Source organism: Anoxybacteroides rupiense (assembly GCF_014196195.1).
GTDB classification, from domain to species: domain Bacteria; phylum Bacillota; class Bacilli; order Bacillales; family Anoxybacillaceae; genus Anoxybacteroides; species Anoxybacteroides rupiense.
Map to the genome: position 1 here is coordinate 1 of NZ_JACIDF010000019.1, position 22,007 is coordinate 22,007.

Here is a 22,007-nt window from a genome sequence, read left to right on the forward strand (position 1 = left end):
AAAAGAAAGTTGATTGGCTATTATTTAAATTTCGGTTGACCATACCGAAATTTTTCGATTAACGCTTCGTTTTGTTCAGTTTTCAAAGAACATTTTCGCTTTTCTTTCAAGAGCGACTTTATTAATGTAACATTTATCTTTTTTTGTGTCAACTATTTTTTTATTTTTTTACACCGTTTCGCAACGGCTTTAATAATATAACACCGATTTGTGTAATCAGTCAATAGTTAAATTTATGTTATTTTTTCCGTATTTATTGCATCAAAAAATTCATCTTCTGCTATGCACATTCATCTATTCTCATCTTGTTCTTGTACTATATAAATTATGAGTGAACAGTTATTTATAAAAACTCTTAGTCAAAATACGAGTACAACCACTTTCCTTTTCGTCACACATCCGTGCGATAAAGGTCGGAACGCCGCTTTTAGATCATTGATGGCTCTTTAAAGCGGCATATCGACCAGTTTCCTTATCCAGCAAGTTTACATTTGCACGTAACGACCCACCCGCACCTAGGCTGTCTTCATTATGTATGAAGCACCCAAATTTCTCCTTATGCTCCGTTTTTATTGAAACGAAAAAATTGTAAGACACGATCCGTCACTTTCTAACGAGCTCTCCATTCACTCGCAATCATCCCGTATACAATATGGTCAACAAAATGGTCATAAAGCCATTCTGCCTCTCTTATGGTTCCTTCATTAACAAAACCTAAACGCTCTGGAATGGCTCGGCTTTTTTGATTTTCTACCGCACAGCGAATTTCAACTCGATTTAATTTCAACTCTTGAAAAACGTAGTCGATGCAAGCCTTGCATGATTTTGTCATCAATCCAAGCCCCTGAAACGGTTCGCCCAACCAATAGCCGATGCTCGTCTTTCTATTGTTGCGGTCGATATAATGGAGACCGATGACCCCTGCAAGTACCCCTTTATACCAAATTCCCGCTTCAAATCCATTGCCCGCTGCGAATTTTTTCAAAGTCCCTTCAATAAACGCTCTGGAATCTTCTACTGCTTTCACGGCATCAACCCAAGGCAACCACCGCCGCAAATGCGGTCTGCATGAGTCAACTAAAGCAAACAAACGCTCTGCGTCTTCACGTGTTAACAACTTCAAATAAACATCCCGATCAATAGAACAAATAAACATATGTATTCCCCCTTTTCCTTGTGTTTTTACGATAAGCGGACCTCTTCCACCTTTACTCCACTTAGAGACGAAAGACTTCGTGATAAATATGTTATTAAAAATCATTTTAACATATTTATCCAAAAATTGGACCAAAAATCTTTTTTGTAGATAGAAGCATGGCATTATCGTATTTGGATTTAACACATTCACCAAGAAGTCGCCCACCTCTAAATGGAGTGTAGGTGGGGAGGTTCATAACAAAAAGACCAATTCGCAGTTAAACGAATTGGTCTCGATCATTTCAATCTGTTCTACTCTCTTAAAAACACAAAGTAAGCAAGAAAAACAAAGAACAATACATAAAGAATCGGATGAACTTCTTTTCCTCGGCCTTTCAAAATCATAGTAATTGGATAGAAAAGAAAGCCAACTGCAATTCCTGTGGCAATGCTGTAAGAAAGCGGCATTGTAATCAACGTAAAGAAGGCTGGAACCGCAATCTCGAATTTTTTCCAATCAATCTCGCCAATCGATGATGCCATCAAAACACCAACAATAATCAGCGCTGGCGCAGTAACAGCTGAAGTAACAACACTCAACAGCGGCGAGAAGAAGAGAGCAAGCAAGAATAGAATGCCTGTCACCACTGCGGAAAATCCTGAACGCCCTCCTGCTGCTACACCAGCGGAAGATTCGATATAAGAAGTCGTCGTCGATGTCCCGAAAATAGAACCAACCCACACAGCTGTTGCATCCACAAGCAAGGCTTTCCCTGCACGAGGCAATTTGTTATTTTTTAATAATCCTGCTTGATTCGCAACAGCCAAGAGCGTGCCTGTTGCATCAAAAAAGTCAACGATAAAGAAGGTTAAAACAACGCCTATCATTTTCCACGAGAAAATATCTGGCAAATGCTTGATGGCCATGCCAAACGTCGGTGAAATGTCAGGAATCGCACCAACAATTTGATGCGGCACTTTGATTAAACCAAAGATCATACCGACAATCGCTGTAATGACCATGCCATAAAAAACACCGCCATTTACTTTTCTCACCATTAAAATCACTGTAATAAATAAGCCAAAAATCGCTAATAATGTATCACCTTTTTTTAAATCGCTCAATCCTACCAGCGTCGCCGAGTTATCAACAATAATTCCGGCATTTTGCAAACCGATAAATGTAATAAACAAACCAATTCCGGCACCGACCGCGTATTTTAATTCGATCGGAATAGCATCAATAATTTTTTCTCGAATACCAGTCAGAGAAAGAATCGTAAAAATAATTCCAGATACAAATACCCCAGCTAATGCTGTTTGCCAAGGGATTTGCATATGAAGAACAACGGTAAATGCAAAAAACGCATTCAATCCCATCCCTGGCGCTAAAGCGATTGGGTATCGCGCAAAAATCCCCATCATGATCGAACCGTATGCAGCCGCTAGCGCTGTTGCCACAAACACGGCCCCTTGGTCAATCCGCAATTCATTTGGAAAGTCTTCTACCGCACCTAACGAAAGTGTAAAAGGGTTGACGAATAAAATATAAGCCATTGATAAGAACGTTGTGATCCCCGCTATAATTTCCGTGCGGTAATTTGTGCCGAGTTCATCAAATCGGAAATACTTTCTCACTTCTCGATCCCCCTTAAAAAATAATAAACGCTTCCGGTATGCTACCAGAAGCGTTGACTATAAGGATAACGAACATAAAGAAAGAACCATCTTCTAACACAGCATATAAAGAAGACCTACTTTCTCCTTCATTATACCCCGTAGTCAAGCTATTTACGGTAGCTTGGTAGAAACTCTCAGGCCATATCCCCGAGATTATACGACGCATTTTGACAATATTCGTTTTTGCATTTCTATTGTATCAATCGAAATCAAGGTGGTCAATAAAAAAACGAACATTTTATAAAAAATGTTCGTTTTTGTTCGTTTTTATTCCCACTCAATCGTCGCAGGCGGTTTGCTTGTAATATCATAAACCACACGATTCACATGCGGTACTTCATTTACAATACGTGTAGAGATGATTTCAAGTACATCCCATGGAATCCGTGCCCAATCTGCTGTCATTCCGTCAATCGACGTTACCGCACGAATCCCCACTGTATAATCATACGTACGGGCATCTCCCATCACACCAACGCTTCGAATGTCAGGAAGAACGGTGAAGTATTGCCAAATTTCACGATCCAATCCAGCTTTTTTAATTTCTTCGCGCAAAATGGCATCTGATTCACGCACGATCTCCAGCTTTTCTTCCGTTACTTCGCCGAGCACGCGGATGCCTAATCCTGGCCCCGGAAACGGCTGACGCCAAACAATCTCATGAGGAATGCCTAGTTCCGTTCCAAGAGCACGCACCTCATCTTTAAAAAGAGTATTAAGAGGTTCAATAAGCTTGAATTTCATATCTTCCGGTAAACCGCCCACATTATGGTGCGATTTAATGGTTTGTGCTGTCGCTGTTCCGCTTTCAATAATATCCGTATACAGCGTTCCCTGTACTAAAAATTCGATTCCTTCCAGCTTGGCCGCCTCATCGTCAAACACATAAATAAATTCGTTGCCAATGATTTTGCGTTTTTGTTCTGGATCAGACACGCCGTGCAACTTGCTTAAAAAGCGCTCTTTCGCATCGACCTTGATCACATTCATGTGAAACCCTTCACGGAACGTTTTCATCACGCTTTCCGCTTCTCCTTTGCGTAGCAAACCATGATCAACAAAAATACATGTCAATTGATCGCCAATCGCGCGATGCACCAGCACGGCCGCAACAGAAGAATCAACGCCTCCGCTTAAGGCACAAAGCACCTTTTTATCGCCGACAAGCTCGCGGATTTTGCGAACTTCATTGTCAATAAAGCTTTCCATCGTCCAATCCCCGCGACATTGGCAAGCATCAAAAACAAAGCGCTTTAATAAATCGTTCCCATAGACGGAATGGCGCACCTCTGGATGAAACTGCACCGCATAAAACTGTCTTGATTCATCGCTCATCGCCGCAATCGGACATGAGACGCTTGTCGCATCGACCGTAAATCCAGCCGGAGTTTCAGTTACTAAATCTCCATGGCTCATCCAAACGACTTGCTCGGAAGGGAGTGTTTCAAACAATTTTGAAGCGTGCTGCACCTCGATTGTTGCTTTTCCATATTCCCGATGTGTCGCTTTTTCCACTTTCCCGCCTAAATGGTGAGTCATTAACTGCATGCCATAACAAATTCCTAAAATCGGCACACCTAGTTCAAAAATTTTCGGGTCGCATGTAAACGCGTTTTCATCATATACGCTATTCGGTCCGCCCGAAAACACAATTCCTTTCGCGTTCAAAGCTTGAATTTCTTCGGCAGTAATCGTGTGCGGATGAAGCTCACTATATACACCGAACTCGCGAATGCGCCGAGTAATCAATTGATTATACTGGCTTCCGAAATCAAGCACCACGATCATTTCATGGTTTTGTTGCACAATGATCACCTCAATCGAGTAATAAAAAACTAGAATCCTTACCTTCTTCCATAAAAAAACGAAGGCAGAATTCTAGCACAGAGCATCATCTGCCTTCGTAGTCGGGTCATTTACGGTGTCCCGGTAGAGACTCTCGAACCGTATTATCGAGGATATACGAAGGGATTTCGTCTTAAATTTTAATTCATTCTATCAACTCTTTCCCTTTACGGTCAAGATGCTATTCTTTTAATTAAATTTTCCCATAATTCTTTCACTTCTTCCCATTGCTGATCGACTATTTCATTTTTATAAATCACCCGTTCATATAGCTGTGTTAGCTGGCTCATTTCATTCGTCCCAAACCAATTATCAATGTAAGCTGCGTATTGGCGCAACGTCTGCCCTTCCTTCCGTTTTAAACCGCAGCTTTTCAGATGGCGGAGCAATGCGTCATAAGCTTTCACAAATGTATCTCCACCATGCCGATATTTAAACTGGAGCAATGTGATATACGGCCACCATTTTCTTCTTGTTCCATATAACAGAATAGTAAGAACCATCAACGAAACCGTTAGAGATAAAACGCTCTTCCAATTGACGATCGAAAGCAAGCGTTCTTGGTTCTGCTGCGGCGATGATGAAAGACGATCCTGCTGCAGTTGTTCCTCCAGCCTTGTACGATTCGGCGCCGTTTGTGTTTGCTGCTGTTCAGGAACTGGAGTTGATTCGACAGCTGATTCAGCTTCCGTAAACTCGTATGGATTATTAAACCCTTGAGTTGGTTCAAATGGAACCCAGCCAATTCTAGAAAAATATACCTCCACCCATGAATGGGCATTATTGTTCGTCACTCGATATAGATCTTTGCCGTCGTCTGTTTCATCGACCCATTGCCCCGATGTATAGCCCTTTACCCAGCGTGCGGGAATATCGATCGAACGAAGCAAGACAATCATGGCCGTTGAAAAATTATCACAATACCCTTTTTTCGTCTCAAATAAAAATTGATCGACATAATCCTGATTTCTGCTTGGCACAGCTACATCCTTTGTTTCATAGGCAAAACCGTTCAAATGAAAATATTGCTCAATGGCTTTTACCTTTTCATAAGTTGTTGCTGCTTGTTTTGTAATTTGCTGAGCCAGCTCTTGAACTCTTTTCGGCAAATGATCCGGAAGTTGTGTATACCTTTTTAAGATCTGTTCATCTGTTACTGGAGGGGAGACTTTCAATTTTTCAATCGAAAAGGTCGGATATTCATAAGTCAATTCATATTCCTGCAAAGGAACAAGATAAGACTCACGATCTGTCGGATAAATTTTTTCATTGGCCGCTTCCATGCGAAAGACGATATCTTTTGAAGCATGGACGGTTTTTAATCCCTCTGGATAAACCAAATAAGAAGCCGGCTGAACCATCCGCACATGCGCTGCCAACTGCTTTTTCTCAACGCTATTTTCAAACCATTGATGAAAGTTATTCTCTTGTTCAAACGTCTTCACTTGAACACTGTCACTAATGTCCCACCCTTTTCCCGTATAAATATCCTTTGTTTCCACTCTCCAATAATGAGTTCCTTCATCCTCCGCTGTAAAAACGACGGTATTATCAGCAATGAACGGACCGCCTAATCGCGAATCATTGTTTCCATAACCGATCTTTTTAACAGCAAACTGGTTCGGATCTTGTTCGCGGTCCTCCGCTGCATAGCTTTTAATAAATGCAACAGGATCAGGCCACTGAGGAGCCAGCTTAGGGCCCGCGTACCCGCAAAGCAGTGCAGCGCCTACTGCGAAAGCCCCCATGACCAACCACTTTGCAGGCTGCTTTGCTGCTGGCAAACGCTCATAATGGAGCCAGCTTAATAGAAAAAAACCTGCTCCTACCAGCCGGACAATCGCCCCAGTCCCCGAAAAAGGGGTAAACGTGTCCAGCACCGCGATATAGATAAAAGTCATCACTAAAAACAGCCAGATCCGTTTCTGTTTAACAAGCCAATATTGCACAAGATAGCACATCATCCACAGCATCAGAAAAAATAGGAAAGTACGAAATCGATCGGTCATGTCTTCCCATTGAAAATGACGGATTAATGAAAGATGATAAACGGCTTCTTCTCCAAACATGAAAAGCCATTGGAAGGACAAAAATGGAGCATGAAAAAACAAATCGTTAAGCGCATAGAAAAGATAACCGATTTTTAGACATACCGACAGCCAGAGCGGCACTCGCAACAGCTCTAAAAGAAAGTAAAAAGCAACAAATACGATAAACACTTGGATATTTTTTGTATCCGATACAACAGTTAGCGGCGCAAGCCATTCCCATAGCAGCCAAAAAGCGAACAAATAGTATGCAAATGTTTTGATCCGGCTTTGTTCCACGTTTACTTCCCACCCTCAACGAAAGCATTAGCAAAGTGCTGGGGCATCGTTACCTTTACAGTGACCCCTTTTTTTCTAAGCATCTCGATCCATTCTCGCTCCTCTTTCGATAGTTGGCCTTCTGCTTTTTTGATTAAAACCACCGTACCGCGGCGATTTTTCGAAGCTAAATCAGCCATGATGGAAGCAGTTTCTTTATACAGCTGCGACGTGATGCAGCAAAAGGAAAACGATAACGGCCACTGCATAGTCTCACGATACATGATGCGTGCAAATGATTCCTGACTATCACAGGCCACTTTCGCTAAGTGATAAAATAACCGCTGTAAATGCGTCTCTCCATTTTGCGCTTGAATCACGATGCGATCCCTTCCTACCGATACGAGACCGGTTTTCACTCCTGCTTTTACCGTCATTCGAACAAAGGAAGCGGTAAATGTGACAACCTCTTCAAATAAGGCTGTAGGAGTGCGATCCAAAAAGACCATAAGATCCTCGCTCTGCCTTTCTTCAAAATCTTTTGTCATCAATTCGTTTTTTCGTGCCGATGCTTTCCAATGAATCCATGAAAAGCGGTCTCCTTGTGTATACTCACGAGCGCCGATCGCCATTGCCGTATCGCGATGGAGCGGAAGCGGCGATACAACAGACCCGTCATCCAACTGTTGTCCCATTTTCCGAGCGTTCATTTCGACATAGCGCGGATAGACAAGGATGCTATCTTCAGTGGAAACGATCGCTTCTTTTGCCACCATTCCCAGTAAATCGGTGATTTTGAAATGAATGGCCGAGAAAATATGCTCTCCACGCGGCAATTCATCCATTTCATATACATATGTGCACATACGCCGTCCTAAGGGCATTAACACTGTACGAAAAGGCGTCATTTTTGCTAAGGACGGCGGCAGCTTTTCTTCGGCTAGTATATAAATGAGCGGAAAAAAACGCGGTAAATCGATTTGCACAGTGACCCGCAATTTTTCACCTGCGTAATAATACACCTTCTGATTAAAGGTTCGTTTTACTTTTATCGAATGGAGGGGATAAAATATTAAAACGAAAGCGTACAGTCCAAAAGGTAGGAAACTGTAGAATAAAAACCAGCTCACGAAGCCTCCCTGAAACATCGCATATGAAAAAAGAATTGCCAACAATCCAAGCACTCTTATGAATTGCCACAAATTTTTCCTGTGTTTTTTCATCAGGCTGTCCCTACCTTTGCACCGGCACTGGCGTTCTGGAAATAATTTCACTAATGATATGCCCTGCAGAAATTCCATCAAATTTCGCATGAGCTTTCAAAATGATCCGATGCGCAAGGACATAAGGAGCTAAAGATTGCACATCATCTGGAAGGGCAAAATCACGTCCATGCACGAATGCGTATGCTTGTACAGCTTTCATTAATGCCACCGATCCGCGCGGACTGACTCCTAAATAGATCGACTCATGGGAACGGCTTCGTTGGACGATTTCAACAATATAGCGTTTCACACGTTCATCTACATACACTTCCTGTACTTTTTCCTGCAATAAAAGCAAATCTTTGATGGTGATCACTGGTTGCAGTTGATCAATAGGAACCACCTTTTCGGTTTTGTTCAAAATATCCATCTCTTCTTGTATGGAGGGATATCCCATGTTTAGCTTCAGCAAAAAACGATCGAGCTGCGCTTCAGGAAGAGGGTAGGTTCCTTCATATTCAATGGGGTTTTGCGTCGCCATAACAAAAAAAGGACGCGGCAATGGCCTTGTTACACCATCCACCGTTAGGCTTCCCTCCTCCATCGCCTCTAGCAAGGCCGATTGCGTTCTAGGAGACGTTCGATTAATTTCATCAGCCAAAATAATATTCCCCATAACGGGACCTGGTTTATATTCAAATTGGCCTTCTTTTGGATTATAAATCGATACGCCGGTCACATCGCTTGGAAGCAAGTCCGGCGTAAACTGAATCCGCTTAAATTGGGCGCTCACGGATTTTGCCAATGCGCGAACAAGCATCGTCTTTCCAACACCCGGAACATCCTCCAGCAACACATGTCCACGCGCTAACAGCGCAACAATGCTTAATGTAGCAACCTCTCTTTTTCCCACGATCACCTTTTCGATATTTTCAACCATTGTACCAATGACCGGATGTAATTCTTCGTTTTTTGGCATGTTCATTCTCCTCTAATGAAATGTTCTTAATCATGATTCATGACAGCACCATTTGGTGATTAGAATGCTAGGACCATCTCTTTCTTAATAAAAGAAATCGGTTATTTTATTTTTGGAAGGATGAGCCTCTAAAAGAGGTTAGCCACAAGCTTCTCTGACTAGTGAAAACATCCGTCACCTTACCTTCTAGAATGATTGGGTCCGTTTTTAAGCTACATGATTTATTTTATATAGATTTTATTGTTTTCACATGCTCGGCTACTCGGATCATCTTTTTATAAAAAATCAGGTCTATCACTACTATTATTCACCTAATAAATCTCAACTCCTTGTTTTGATTGATCTCTTCTGAAAATTTCGTCTTTACTAAAATCATAACACGAATCATTGATTATTCAACATTCAAAAGGATCATAGCCCTTCATTACAAGATGCCGGAAATCGCTTAGCAACATAAGTTGTCCTACCTGTTCATTTTATTTTCTATCATAAGGAAACGGACGGCTGTTGGACCGCTCTTGCCGTCACCAAAAGAAAGGTTGTAATAAGGAGAAAAAACGAACCGCTTTTGAGCCAAATGAAGACCGTCGAAGTTTATGGATGAAACACAACCATCATAAAGATGAGCGTTTTTTTGATTCCTTTGTCAGATAACTAATGGCTAGAGGGGACATACTCCCACCACCTACGCTTCGCTTAGAAGTGGGGGCCTTCTTTCGAAGGGAAGTTAAAATGCTTCAGCCTGACTCTTGATGATGCCAAACGTTCTGCTCTTCCATGTAAGCTTAATAGAATGGGATTCGGTCTGCAAAACTTACGAGAAGCCTTCTAGACAATTGATGACGATTTCGTGGGCAAAAAAGAAAAGGAACACCGGGAAACCCCAGTGTTCCAAGATATTTAGGCAATGATTACATCATGCCGCCCATTCCGCCCATGTCAGGCATTCCAGCGCCAGCGCCTTTGTTTTCTTCTGGCTTGTCAGCGACAACGGCTTCCGTTGTTAAGAACATAGCGGCAACAGATGCTGCGTTTTGAAGCGCAGAACGAGTTACTTTTGTAGGGTCAACTATACCTACTTCGATCATGTTCACCCATTCGCCAGTTGCTGCATTGAAGCCGATACCAGGTTGTTCTTTTTTCAAGCGTTCAACGATAACAGAACCTTCTAAACCAGCATTTTGCGCAATTTGACGTACTGGTTCTTCAATCGCGCGAAGAACGATTTTCACACCAGTTGCTTCATCGCCTTCTGCTTTGATTTCAGCTACTTTATTATATACGTTTAATAGCGCTGTACCACCGCCGGCTACGATACCTTCTTCAACAGCCGCGCGTGTAGAGTTAAGAGCGTCCTCAATGCGCAATTTGCGTTCTTTTAATTCTGTTTCTGTAGCAGCACCAACTTTGATTACTGCTACGCCGCCAGCTAATTTCGCTAAGCGCTCTTGTAATTTTTCACGGTCAAATTCAGAAGTAGTTTCTTCTAATTGAGCACGAATTTGATTGATGCGTGCTTTAATCTGATCAGATTCGCCCGCACCTTCTACGATGGTTGTATGCTCTTTTGTTACAACCACTTTTGCAGCGCGGCCAAGAGATGCAATAGTTGCAGACTTTAAGTCACGGCCTAATTCTTCAGTGATCACTTCACCGCCAGTTAAAATCGCGATATCTTCCAGCATCGCTTTGCGGCGGTCACCAAAGCCAGGAGCTTTAACAGCAACAGCTGTAAATGTTCCGCGAAGCTTGTTCACAACTAGTGTCGCAAGCGCTTCACCTTCAACATCTTCAGCAATGATAAGCAATGATCTGCCTTGTTGCACGACTTGCTCTAATACAGGCAAGATTTCTTGAATGTTTGAAACTTTCTTATCAGTAATTAAGATGTATGGATTGTCTAATACTGCTTCCATTTTTTCCGTATCAGTAATCATGTATGGAGAAGCGTAACCGCGGTCAAATTGCATTCCTTCAACAACATCTAATTCTGTTGTAAAGCCTTTGGATTCTTCTAATGTAATAACACCGTCGTTACCTACGCGCTCCATTGCTTCTGCGATTAATTGGCCTACTTCTTCATCAGCCGCAGAAATCGCAGCAACTTGAGCAATAGAGTCTTTGCCTTCGATTGGTTTAGAGATTGCTTTCAACTCTTCAACTGCGACAGCCACCGCTTTTTCGATACCTTTGCGGATACCCATTGGGTTTGCGCCAGCTGTTACGTTCTTTAAGCCTTCACGGATCATCGCTTGAGCTAATACAGTTGCAGTCGTTGTACCGTCACCAGCAACGTCGTTTGTTTTGCTTGCTACTTCAGCAACAAGCTTCGCACCCATGTTTTCAAATGGATCTTCTAATTCGATTTCTTTTGCAATCGTGACACCATCATTTGTAATTAATGGAGAACCGAATTTTTTCTCTAATACAACGTTGCGCCCTTTAGGACCTAATGTTACTTTTACTGCATCTGCTAATTTATCAACACCGCGTAGCATCGCGCGACGAGCTTCTTCACTGAATTTAATTTCTTTTGCCATGAACCATTACCTCCTCCAGCAATCTAAATTTTCATTAAGTATTTGTTGAAATATCTATGTTATGAAAGCCGTACGAAATGATTAACCAACGACAGCCAAAATATCGCTTTCACGCAAAATTAAATATTCCTTGCCTTCGTATTTTACTTCTGTTCCTGCATATTTTGAGAAGATAATGCGATCGCCCACAGCTACCTCCGGAGCTACACGCTCACCGCTGTCAAGCACACGTCCTGTACCAACAGCCACTACTTTTCCTTCTTGCGGTTTTTCTTTTGCAGTGTCTGGTAACACAATACCGCTTGCTGTTCTTTCTTCTGTTTGGACAAGCTCAATCACAACGCGATCACCTAATGGCTTTAACACGGAAAACAACCTCCTCAACAAAAATTTTTATTCTCATTTTATTAGCACTCATCATCAACGAGTGCTAACACACTTATAATATTAATGAACTTCCCTTTTTTTTGCAAGTAAAAAATACAAAAAAAATCTGCAACTTTGTGCACCCTTTTCAATTATGTCACATTCCTGCAAATATAAACATCCAATTTGTCGCCCGAAGGAATCTGAGATCCTTCAGGTAGACCATTTCATTCTCCTTTTTCTCTGCTCGTTCATTCTGCTGGGAGTTTTTCATGGGAGATCAACCTCCCTCACCTACACTTTGTGTAGAGGTGGGAGGTTTTTTGGTGGATTATGCTCAATTTTTTTCCTATCCCTTTACTTAGGAAAGGGGGATCGTCTAATCCAAACAACTTGAAATATGAAATAAATCGAATGATGTCCACATGCAAGCATTTCAACGGTCAGCCGGTCGAACAACATTGTTGCTAAAGCCCTTGATGGTTTGGTGAAGCAGCGTAGTTCGACCACCAAAACGAAAAATTAAAAACGTTAACCGAGCGTTGATGAATCGAATAGCATGGCGAAATCTCATAACGAAAAGCTTCATCATACAGCTCCGTTTACAGACTGAAAACTTTTCCGCCAACATAAGATTACCACATTCTTGGCTTTATATCCTTCAATCATCTAAAGCGCGCTCCCCTGTTGTCTTACCATTTCAATCAAACATTTTAATCATTATTTTTCTCCAATATGTGCTACAATACGAAAAGCAGCGATTACTTTTTAGCAAAGGGGAATTTTCCATTGAAACGGCAATATTGGTATGTCATTATAGCATATGTCATCATGCAGCTATCTAGTATAGCTGGCGTCCCGCTCTTAGTATTTCTTGGAGTCGGAGCACATTCTCATAATGCAGTAGAAGCAGCCTCAGGCTATTGGGCCGTCATCAGCTTTTCGATTACCTTTTTTCTTGTTCTCTTTTTCCTTCGCAACGATATCAAGCAGCGCCATGAACGCGATCGTGCTCCATTATCTGTCGCGTGGGTGTGGGCGATTGGGGGCTTCTTTTTGGCGCTATTTGCCCAAGGCATTGCGGCCAATATTGAATATCGTCTATTCGGCATTCAGGCAGGATCGGAAAATACGAAAACCATTATTGAAATTATTCGCCTCACTCCGGCCCTTGTGATCGTCACATCTGTTATTGGGCCCATTCTAGAAGAAGTGATTTTTCGTAAAATTATCTTTGGCACCCTGTATAATAAGTATAATTTCTTGATTGCGGCTACGATTAGTTCCTTATTGTTCGCAGTCGTCCATATGGAGCTTGAACACCTTCTCCTGTATTCAACCATGGGATTTACATTTGCTTTTCTTTATGCCAAAACAAAGCGTATTTTCGTTCCGATCTTTGCTCATGTGACAATGAATACGTTCGTTGTCGTGATGCAAACCGTCTTTGCTGATCATATCGAACAAATCATAAAAGAAACCGACAAGATGCAATTTATATTTGGGGGCTTTTCATTATGAGAATTTCACCTTTAAGCACCGCGTTGTTCTACTTTCTAATGGGGGCTTTATTCACTTATTTAGCCACTCAAAGCGCCCATGAGAGCATATGGAATTTCTCTACCGTTGCCTTAATGGTCTTGGCCACTTTAGACTTCGGTGTATTTTTGCGACTGATCACCCTATATATTAGAATTCGAAATCAACAAAAATAAAAAGGGCTGACGTTCATTTTAAGTCAGCCCTTGCTTGTTCCGCTAAAAGCACTTTTCGATAGGCGATTCTTGAGATCCATATGCTCACTTCATATAAAAAAGACAACGGAATCATTACAATTAATTGTGATATTACATCTGGAGGGGTTATGATCGCTGCTACAATTAATAAAAGCAAATACGCATACCTTCTCCCTTTTGACAGTAAAAAAGGGGTAATCAACCCAAGACGCGTTAAAAACATAACGATCACCGGCAATTGAAATAACGCACCAAACGGCAATACAAGCTGAAGCAAAAACGTAAAATATTCGTTAATGCCAATTACTTGATTGATGCCTAGATCTGTCGCCAAGTCTTGCATAAAACGGACGACAAATGGAAACAAAACAAAATAGGCAAAGCTAATGCCGCTTAAAAATAAAAATAATGACAATGGAATATAGCTAAGTGTCACTTTTCTCTCTTTTTCGTATAGTCCAGGGCTGACGAAGGCCCAAATTTGATAAAGCAAAACCGGTGCGGTCATAATCAAAGCGATGACAAATGCAAATTGCATATAAATTTTAATCGGATCGGTCAATCGAAAGGCATTCATCGTTAACTCTCTTGCTTCATCAGCCTGTTGCAAATACCGAATCACAGGCTCGACAAGAAAGAAGCTGGCAGTCAAAGCAATAGCAAAAAAAATCAGCACAATAATCAATCGTTTTCTTAATTCCCCAAGATGTTCATATACAGACATTTCTTTATCGCTCATATGGAACCATCCTACCGTTCATCGTTACGCTTTTTTGTTGTTTTCTTCTTCATCCGTTAATCCCTTCGTCGCACTCTTAAATTCTTTTAGCGACTGGCCGAGCGATTTCCCCAGCTCTGGAAGTTTTTTCGTCCCAAACAATAAGACAATAACAAGCAAAATAAGTAAATATTTCACAATGAGTTCACTCCATTTGATTCAGATGGGTAATTCTTTAAAAAATATACAAGCGACTGTAGCTCAATGGCCAAATCAATATGATGCACCCGGATGTTTTCCGGCACATTTAGGCGTGCAGGAGTGAAATTCAAAATGCCTTTGATTCCCTTCTGCACAAGACGATCCGTAATAGACTGCGCAGCATGCGCTGGAACGGTTAAAATCGCCACAGAAATTTGTTCATGGATGAGTTCTTCCAGTTGATTTAAGTGATAAACAGGCACTCCACCCACTTCTGTCCCTACTTTTGCTTGATCGACGTCAAAAGCCATCACGATCTTTGTATTATTATTTTTCATAAAATTATAATTTAAAAATGCTGTTCCTAGATTTCCGACTCCGACTAACGCCACTTCCGTGATTTCATCTTGATCAAGCGTCTTGCGAAAAAACGATAATAAATAACTAACATTATACCCATAACCCTTTTTTCCAAGAGCCCCAAAATAAGAAAAATCACGCCGAATGGTTGCTGAATCGACTTTAACGGCTTCGCTTAATTCAGCTGAAGATACTCGCTGTTTTCCTGAAGCATATAAATTTTTTAAAAAACGATAGTATAGTGGTAATCGCTTAGCAGTTGCCTGTGGAATTTTCGGCTGTTCATTGCTCATGATAAATCCCCCGCATTCACTTAAACCGTCTTACTTTGCTTTACGCTGGTAGTGTCCGGATTTCCCTCCGGCTTTTTCTACGAGATATGTTGGCCCAATCACCATTCCTTTATCCAACGCTTTGCACATATCATAAACCGTAAGCGCACAGACCGAAGCAGCCGTGAGGGCTTCCATCTCTACCCCTGTGCTCCCTTTCGTTTTCACAGTCGCTGTAATGATCAGCTCACAGCTCTGTTCATGCATCCTCCATTCGAATTGAATATCGACTCCTTTTAACATTAAAGGATGGCACATGGGAATAAGATCAGCAGTTTTTTTAGCCGCCATAATACCAGCGACTTGAGCAACCGCAAGGACATCTCCCTTTTTTACAGAATGGCTGACAATTCCTTCATAAATCTCCTGGCTCACCGTAATACTTGTCCGAGCCACCGCCACACGCACGCTATCCGCCTTTTCGGTAATATCGACCATTTTGGCGCGGCCTTGTTCATTAAAATGCGTAAAAGATGCCAATAATATCTCCTCCACTTATAAACTATACACTATTTTTTCCCGTCTGTCTTTTCTAACTCGTTTTATTGCCCAAGTAAAAGCTCTTGCGATACACTAGTAAAACGAGAGGTGAAAAACAATGATCATTTTACAAATACGACAACTTTCTAAATATTTTGGCGCTGATCTTATTTTATCGAATATAAAATTAGAAATACAGTCAAAAGACCGCATCGCTCTCGTCGGAAGAAACGGAGCGGGAAAATCAACGCTACTTAAAATCATGGCTGGCGAACTGTCATATGACAGCGGGGAAATCATCAAACCTAAAGACGTCACGATCGGTTATCTTGCCCAAGATAGCGGCCTCGATTCCACCCTATCAATATGGGAGGAAATGATGACCGTGTTTTCCCCATTAAAAGCAATGGAACAAGAGCTGCGCACAATGGAACAGCAGATGGGAGATCCCGATCTTCTTGCAGACCCAAAACGTTACGATAAATTGCTAAAAGAATATGATATCCTGCAAGAAAAATTTAAAGACCAAGGGGGATACCAATACGAAGCAGACATTCGTTCCGTTTTGCATGGACTGCGATTTTCTGAATATGATTACACCACTACTTTTGTTCAATCGCTTAGCGGTGGACAACGAACCCGCTTGGCGCTGGGCAAAATGCTGTTAATGAAACCAGATCTTCTTATTTTGGACGAACCAACAAACCATTTAGATATCGAAACTTTAACATGGCTTGAGCAATACTTGCAAACATATCCAGGAGCTATTTTAATCGTTTCGCACGATCGTTATTTTCTTGACAAAGTAGTGACACAGGTGTATGAATTATCGCGGACAAGCATAAAAAAATATATCGGAAACTACAGTAAATATTTACAGCAAAAAGCAGAAGACCTTGAGCGCGAATGGAAGCTGTATGAAAAACAACAAGAGGAAATGGCAAAGTTACAGGACTTCATCCAACGAAATATCGCTCGCGCTTCTACAACTAAACGAGCACAAAGTCGCCGTAAACAGCTTGAAAAAATGGAACGAATCGATAAACCCATATCTGAAGAAAAATCAGCCAATTTTTCCTTTGAGATTGAGCGCCCAAGCGGAAATGAAGTATTAATTGCCGAAAACCTTTCCGTTGGTTATACACCTAATGAACCTGTGATCCGCGGTGTACAATTCCGCATTACTAAAGGCGATAGCATTGCCCTTGTCGGACCAAACGGGATCGGAAAATCGACACTGCTTAAGGCAATTGTAAACAAAATCCAGATACAAAACGGTAACTTACGGTATGGCTCCAACGTACAAATCGGCTATTATGACCAGAATCAAGCAGACTTATCATCAAATAAACGAGTGCTTGATGAGCTTTGGGATGAGTATCCGCAAAAAACAGAAAAAGAAATTCGTACCGTATTAGGCAATTTTCTATTTTCTGGCGATGACGTTCTAAAGCCGGTATTTGCATTAAGCGGCGGGGAAAAAGCACGACTGGCATTAGCCAAGCTCTTGATGCAAAAAGCAAATTTCCTGATTTTAGACGAGCCTACTAACCATTTGGATCTAGATAGTAAACAAGTGCTCGAAAACGCGTTAATTGATTATCCCGGAACCATTCTTTTTGTATCGCACGACCGTTATTTCATTAACCGCATTGCTACCAAAGTGTACGAGCTCACTCAAGAAGGAGTCGTTGAATATTTAGGAGATTATGATTATTACCTTCATAAAAAAGCAGAAATGCTTGAACTGAAGCAGCTTCAGGAAGAGGAGAAGCAACGGAAGCATAATAAAGGAGGAGCTTCCATAAAGCAGCAATACGAACTCGACAAGGAAACAAAGAGACTAGAACGACAACGAAAAAAACGAATTGAAGAAATTGAAAATGAAATTAGTCAATTAGAAGACAGCATCAGCGAGAGCGAACAGCAATTATGCGATCCCGAAATCTATGGAGATTTTCAAAAGGCACAAGAACTCACTAAAGAAATTGAAATGATGAAAGAAACCTTAGAAGCCTTAATCGAAGAATGGGAAGAACTCCATACATCCCTAGCCGAACATAAAGGGACCCGGACTCCATCATAAACATTGAATAAAGCAATAACGATCCTATACCATTTTGCACCATCTTCAAGCCGCCTTTATCGAAAAGACTGTTAACATCGTTTATTAGTCGATTAACACACTTTTACTATAATATTTTGATCCCCTTCTATTGCTATAAAAGCAATAGAAGGGGATTCTCCAATAAAACTATCCACATTTTTTTACACAGAATTTTTCTTTTAAATTAAGTTATTCACCGTATTTTCCACAATATCCACAAAAAAGTCTAAAAATACTCACAAAAAATTGTGGTTAAAGATAACTTGGTATTCCTAATTCATGATAAGTTTTCCACATTACCCACAATATGTGGATAATTATATTAACAACTAAACATTTTCTCAAAAAAAAATCCTCTTGACTACGCAGAGGATTTTTGGTCTTACTCCAATTCAAGACCAGGATCAGCATTTAACGATAGCTCGCTTCGTTTTCCATGTGCAAACAATATCGTTCCAGCTGCTGCAATCATCGCAGCATTATCCGTACAAAGAGACAACGGCGGAATGACAAGCTCTACCTCCTGCAGCTCGGCCATTTTCTGTTCCAGCGCCGTCCTGAGCCCTCGATTTGCCGCTACTCCCCCAGCTAACAAAACTTGGCGCACATGATATTCTTGAGCTGCTTTGATCGTTTTGGTGACTAGTACATCGATGACACTTTCCTGAAAGCTTGCCGCCATATCTTGGATTTCTATTGTTTCGCCTCGTTGCTCGGCATTATGCAGCGTATTAATGACCGCCGATTTCAACCCGCTAAAACTAAAGTCATATGAGCCGTCCTCCAGCCAGGCTCTCGGTAAATCGAGCGTCGCTCTTCCCTCATGAGCCAACCGATCGATGTGCGGGCCCCCTGGATATGGCAACCGCAACGCTCGAGCTACTTTGTCATACGCCTCTCCAGCTGCATCATCCCTTGTTTCGCCAATCACTTCAAATGAGCCATGCTCTTTCATATATACAAGCTCTGTATGCCCCCCAGAAACAACAAGTGCCAGCAGCGGAAACTTCATTTCCGTCACAAGACGATTGGCATAAATATGCCCAGCGATATGATGCACAGCGACTAATGGCAGCTGATGCGCAAAAGCGAGCGCCTTGGCAGCATTTACCCCAATTAAAAGAGCTCCGACAAGCCCTGGCCCTTGTGTGACTGCAATAGCATCTAACTCTGCAAAAGATAGATTGGCTTCGTGCATCGCTTTCTCGATCACAAGGGTAATTTGCTCCACATGGTGACGTGAGGCTACCTCTGGAACAACACCGCCAAATCGCTTATGGCTTTCAATTTGCGAAGCCACCACATTCGCCATGATTTCTTTTCCATTTTTCACTATAGCTGCAGCTGTTTCATCACAGCTTGTTTCAATTCCAAGTACATATACATCTTTGTTCATCTTAATTTCACCCACATTACAAGAGCATCTTCTTGATTATCTGGATAATATTTCTTCCGAATGCCTCCATTTAAAAATCCGAGCTTTCGATACAATGACTGTGCGACATGATTGGAAACACGCACCTCCAGCGTCATCGTTATCGCCCCCAGCTGTCTAGCCATTTCCATCATCATTCTCATAAGCGCTTCGCCTAACTTTTTACCGCGATACTCCGGTAATACAGCCACATTGGTAATATGCGCTTCGTCAATAACAACCCACATCCCACAATAACCAATCATATGCCCATTATGCTCCATGACGACATACTTCGCATATTGATTGTGAACAAGCTCATTATAAAATGCTTCACGGCTCCACGGAAGCGTAAATGACGCCTTTTCGATCGCTAGTACACCATCGATATCATTTAACGTCATCATCCGAAAATTAATTTCCATGGCTTTCTTGCTCCTTCTGCCTAGCAAGCCAATTAACTTCCGCTTCAGCTAAGCGCACATAATTAGGGACAAATGAGTGAACATCCTCTGATGTTCTATTCATCCCCAAAAAAGCCAATTCGCTTGGACGCGGCAATTGTAACGCTGGTGGGCCAAACACTGCTAATGAACCGAGCACCCCTGTTAATATATCTTGATGGAGAGCAACATCTCCGCCCAAAAATAAAACTGGCTCCTGTTTTTCCCGCAACCATTGCGCCCATCCACTTGATAGCACAATTCGGTCGCTTTCTACACATTCTAGCTGATTACCATGATAACGATACAACCCTGTATAAATTTGCCCTCTTCTTGCGTCAAATAAAGGGCAAATCAACCCATTAAAATAATGTCCATTGGCAGCGAGCACTTCAAGGCTAGATACCCCTACAATCGGAATATTCAATGACCAGGCTAACGTTTTGGCAACTGTAACACCAATGCGTACACCTGTATAAGAGCCTGGTCCCTTCGCTACAACAATTAAATCGAGTTCTTGAGGTGTAACTTGGCAATTTTCCAATAACAGTTGGACAGCGGGCATTAAGCGGGTGGAATGATCCTTTTTGATATTTGTGAGGATTTCCCCTTTAACGACCGAACCTTCCACTAAGGCAACGCCCAAAGCAGCATTCGATGTATCAATCGCTAATACTTTCATCCCTCTATAATCTCCTTGCATAACTGTTCATATCGTTTTCCAATGGGTTCCAATACCATTTTTCTTTCCTGATCTCCATGATGATAAAGATGGATATACAATAATTCATCAGGAAGCTGGGGCTTAATCAAATGAGCCCATTCGATCACGGTAACGCCATCACCTTCAAAATACTCGTCGAACCCCAAGTCTTCAAACGTATCCTCCAAACGGTATACATCCATATGATAAAGCGGGAGACGTCCTTTATATTCCTTGACGATCGTAAAAGTCGGACTGCTGACGGCTCGCGTAATGCCTAGCCCTTTAGCTAGCCCTTTCGTAAACGTTGTTTTTCCTGCTCCTAAATCTCCTTCTAAGGCAATCACATCTTTTGGCTGCAATTGTTCTGACAGCCTAACAGCAAATTCCATGGTTTCCTCGGCTGAGTGCATAACTAATTCATAAATCGCCATCATCTGTCACCTAACTTTAATCATTGTTTGCCATTTTCACGTACCCAACAGAAATATGGATTTCCTTCAACAATATCCCCACAGGTCGATTTATTTTTCAGTAAGTTGTTCAACATTTATGTTAGGAATATGAAATCATGTCTAATCGCTAAGCAATTTGGCAGACTAATCAAAAAGAAAACTTGAGAGAGTTTCTTTTGGTGAACCAACGTACCTGATTTAAACTTGATTATAACTGCTTGTTCTACCATTAACTAAATTTTATTGCCTGCGCTTGAAATTGTATCACATTCCGGTAAACTGGTGCTACTTTCTTATGATATCAGCAGAAATTTGTTTGTTGAACGCTTTCCGATTCCAGTGTTGGATAGATGATAGACGCTAAAAAGAGAAACTTATTTTGTTAGCAAGAGGGGCTTTGGTCATCAGAGTAGAAATATTGGTAATGGTAAGAAATCTTTTTTACGCCCTCAGCTAAAGCTTCTTCACTGTCTATATGGGATTTGCAGGGATACTCTTGCGGCTGGTAGACATGTTACTGGTTACTGATAAGCTCATGATACCGTGTAGTATATTGCATGAGACAAATAAAGATAAAACATCCTTAAGAGTTCGGATTCTTAAGGATGTTAATAAAATGGTTCTATTCATCAAAAAGGGGGAATGGGTGAAAAAGCAGAAAAAGGCATAAAAAAACACGAAACCCATTGTTTCGCTAGCAATGGCGGTCCCGACGGGACTCGAACCCGCGATCTCCTGCGTGACAGGCAGGCATGTTAACCACTACACTACGGGACCATTTTGTTTTGGTTGCGGGGGCAGGATTTGAACCTGCGACCTTCGGGTTATGAGCCCGACGAGCTACCAGACTGCTCCACCCCGCGGCAATAAAATCATTCAAACAACATTTATAAAAAACAAAGGATAGCCTAGCAACGTCCTACTCTTGCAGGGGCGTTAGCCCCAACTACCATCGGCGCTGGAGAGCTTAACTTCCGTGTTCGGGATGGGAACGGGTGTG

General features: G+C 41.7%; 19 protein-coding genes, 2 tRNA genes, 1 rRNA gene and 2 riboswitches. Of the genes, 3 read left to right on the forward strand and 19 right to left on the reverse strand.

Annotated features, from left to right (window positions below; translation table 11 throughout):
* Positions 1-610: 610 nt before the first annotated feature.
* From GGQ95_RS17725 to groES, 8 genes are all read right to left on the reverse strand, one after another.
* Positions 611-1,156 carry a GNAT family N-acetyltransferase gene (locus GGQ95_RS17725; protein WP_044745003.1) on the reverse strand — a complete coding sequence of 182 codons (546 nt, stop codon included), beginning with the start codon at positions 1,154-1,156 and terminating at the stop codon, positions 611-613.
* 293 nt (positions 1,157-1,449) lie between these two features.
* Positions 1,450-2,775, reverse strand: coding sequence for an NCS2 family permease (locus GGQ95_RS17730; protein WP_044745002.1), 1,326 nt, complete (start codon positions 2,773-2,775; stop codon positions 1,450-1,452).
* A gap of 121 nt (positions 2,776-2,896) precedes the next feature.
* Positions 2,897-2,998: riboswitch (purine riboswitch) on the reverse strand.
* A gap of 86 nt (positions 2,999-3,084) precedes the next feature.
* On the reverse strand, positions 3,085-4,605 hold the full coding sequence (gene guaA, locus GGQ95_RS17735) for a glutamine-hydrolyzing GMP synthase (protein ID WP_221212163.1): 1,521 nt from the start codon (positions 4,603-4,605) through the stop codon (positions 3,085-3,087).
* Between the two features lie 96 nt (positions 4,606-4,701).
* Positions 4,702-4,803, reverse strand: a riboswitch (purine riboswitch).
* Between the two features lie 32 nt (positions 4,804-4,835).
* Complete coding sequence (locus GGQ95_RS17740) at positions 4,836-6,989, reverse strand: transglutaminase TgpA family protein (RefSeq protein ID WP_183187242.1); 2,154 nt, start codon at positions 6,987-6,989, stop codon at positions 4,836-4,838.
* A gap of 2 nt (positions 6,990-6,991) precedes the next feature.
* Positions 6,992-8,098, reverse strand: a complete 1,107-nt coding sequence (locus tag GGQ95_RS17745) for a DUF58 domain-containing protein (protein ID WP_231734689.1) — start codon at positions 8,096-8,098, stop codon at positions 6,992-6,994.
* 103 nt (positions 8,099-8,201) lie between these two features.
* Positions 8,202-9,152 carry an AAA family ATPase gene (locus GGQ95_RS17750; protein ID WP_044744999.1) on the reverse strand — a complete coding sequence of 317 codons (951 nt, stop codon included), beginning with the start codon at positions 9,150-9,152 and terminating at the stop codon, positions 8,202-8,204.
* Between the two features lie 911 nt (positions 9,153-10,063).
* On the reverse strand, positions 10,064-11,692 hold the full coding sequence (gene groL / locus GGQ95_RS17755) for a chaperonin GroEL (protein WP_066151147.1): 1,629 nt from the start codon (positions 11,690-11,692) through the stop codon (positions 10,064-10,066).
* An 81-nt stretch (positions 11,693-11,773) separates the two neighbouring features.
* Positions 11,774-12,058: a co-chaperone GroES gene (groES, locus tag GGQ95_RS17760; protein WP_044743236.1), complete on the reverse strand. Its 285-nt coding sequence runs from the start codon at positions 12,056-12,058 to the stop codon at positions 11,774-11,776.
* A gap of 789 nt (positions 12,059-12,847) precedes the next feature.
* On the opposite strand from groES, the gene GGQ95_RS17765 reads away from it, so the two are divergent.
* The gene (locus GGQ95_RS17765; RefSeq protein ID WP_066151143.1) at positions 12,848-13,579 is read left to right on the forward strand and encodes a CPBP family intramembrane glutamic endopeptidase; all 732 of its coding nucleotides are present in this window, start codon (positions 12,848-12,850) and stop codon (positions 13,577-13,579) included.
* 38 nt (positions 13,580-13,617) lie between these two features.
* A complete protein-coding gene (locus tag GGQ95_RS17770; protein ID WP_312856957.1) occupies positions 13,618-13,773 on the forward strand; it encodes a YdiK family protein in 156 nt (51 codons plus the stop codon).
* A gap of 13 nt (positions 13,774-13,786) precedes the next feature.
* Here GGQ95_RS17770 and tatC read toward each other — a convergent pair whose 3' ends face one another.
* Genes tatC through moaC form a run of 4 tightly spaced genes read right to left on the reverse strand, consistent with a single transcriptional unit; the run spans position 13,787 to position 15,885 of the window.
* Positions 13,787-14,533, reverse strand: a complete 747-nt coding sequence (tatC, locus tag GGQ95_RS17775; protein WP_066151137.1) for a twin-arginine translocase subunit TatC — start codon at positions 14,531-14,533, stop codon at positions 13,787-13,789.
* Positions 14,534-14,557: 24 nt separating this feature from the next.
* On the reverse strand, positions 14,558-14,710 hold the full coding sequence (gene tatA / locus GGQ95_RS17780; protein WP_080859420.1) for a twin-arginine translocase TatA/TatE family subunit: 153 nt from the start codon (positions 14,708-14,710) through the stop codon (positions 14,558-14,560).
* Positions 14,707-15,366 (reverse strand): redox-sensing transcriptional repressor Rex, encoded by a 660-nt coding sequence (locus GGQ95_RS17785; RefSeq protein ID WP_044743241.1) that lies wholly within the window; start codon positions 15,364-15,366, stop codon positions 14,707-14,709. Before GGQ95_RS17785 ends, tatA begins: the two co-directional genes overlap by 4 nt.
* Before the next feature lie 30 nt (positions 15,367-15,396).
* Positions 15,397-15,885 carry a cyclic pyranopterin monophosphate synthase MoaC gene (moaC, locus tag GGQ95_RS17790; protein ID WP_044743242.1) on the reverse strand — a complete coding sequence of 163 codons (489 nt, stop codon included), beginning with the start codon at positions 15,883-15,885 and terminating at the stop codon, positions 15,397-15,399.
* Positions 15,886-16,003: 118 nt separating this feature from the next.
* Here moaC and GGQ95_RS17795 point away from each other — a divergent pair, with 118 nt between their 5' ends.
* Complete coding sequence (locus GGQ95_RS17795) at positions 16,004-17,971, forward strand: ABC transporter ATP-binding protein (RefSeq protein ID WP_183187244.1); 1,968 nt, start codon at positions 16,004-16,006, stop codon at positions 17,969-17,971.
* A gap of 403 nt (positions 17,972-18,374) precedes the next feature.
* On the opposite strand, the gene tsaD is transcribed toward GGQ95_RS17795, so the two are convergent.
* The 7 genes from tsaD to rrf form a co-directional block, all read right to left on the reverse strand.
* A complete protein-coding gene (gene tsaD / locus GGQ95_RS17800) occupies positions 18,375-19,388 on the reverse strand; it encodes a tRNA (adenosine(37)-N6)-threonylcarbamoyltransferase complex transferase subunit TsaD (protein ID WP_044743244.1) in 1,014 nt (337 codons plus the stop codon).
* On the reverse strand, positions 19,385-19,831 hold the full coding sequence (gene rimI / locus GGQ95_RS17805) for a ribosomal protein S18-alanine N-acetyltransferase (protein WP_066151131.1): 447 nt from the start codon (positions 19,829-19,831) through the stop codon (positions 19,385-19,387). Before rimI ends, tsaD begins: the two co-directional genes overlap by 4 nt.
* Positions 19,821-20,531: a tRNA (adenosine(37)-N6)-threonylcarbamoyltransferase complex dimerization subunit type 1 TsaB gene (gene tsaB, locus GGQ95_RS17810; RefSeq protein WP_066151128.1), complete on the reverse strand. Its 711-nt coding sequence runs from the start codon at positions 20,529-20,531 to the stop codon at positions 19,821-19,823. The genes rimI and tsaB overlap by 11 nt, the downstream gene beginning before the upstream one ends.
* Positions 20,528-20,986 carry a tRNA (adenosine(37)-N6)-threonylcarbamoyltransferase complex ATPase subunit type 1 TsaE gene (gene tsaE, locus GGQ95_RS17815; protein WP_066151125.1) on the reverse strand — a complete coding sequence of 153 codons (459 nt, stop codon included), beginning with the start codon at positions 20,984-20,986 and terminating at the stop codon, positions 20,528-20,530. The genes tsaB and tsaE overlap by 4 nt, the downstream gene beginning before the upstream one ends.
* A 722-nt stretch (positions 20,987-21,708) precedes the next feature.
* Positions 21,709-21,784: transfer RNA gene (locus GGQ95_RS17820), tRNA-Asp, on the reverse strand.
* Positions 21,785-21,793: 9 nt separating this feature from the next.
* Positions 21,794-21,870 (reverse strand) — tRNA-Met (locus tag GGQ95_RS17825).
* Positions 21,871-21,913: 43 nt separating this feature from the next.
* Positions 21,914-22,007 (reverse strand): 5S ribosomal RNA (gene rrf, locus GGQ95_RS17830); the annotation flags it as partial.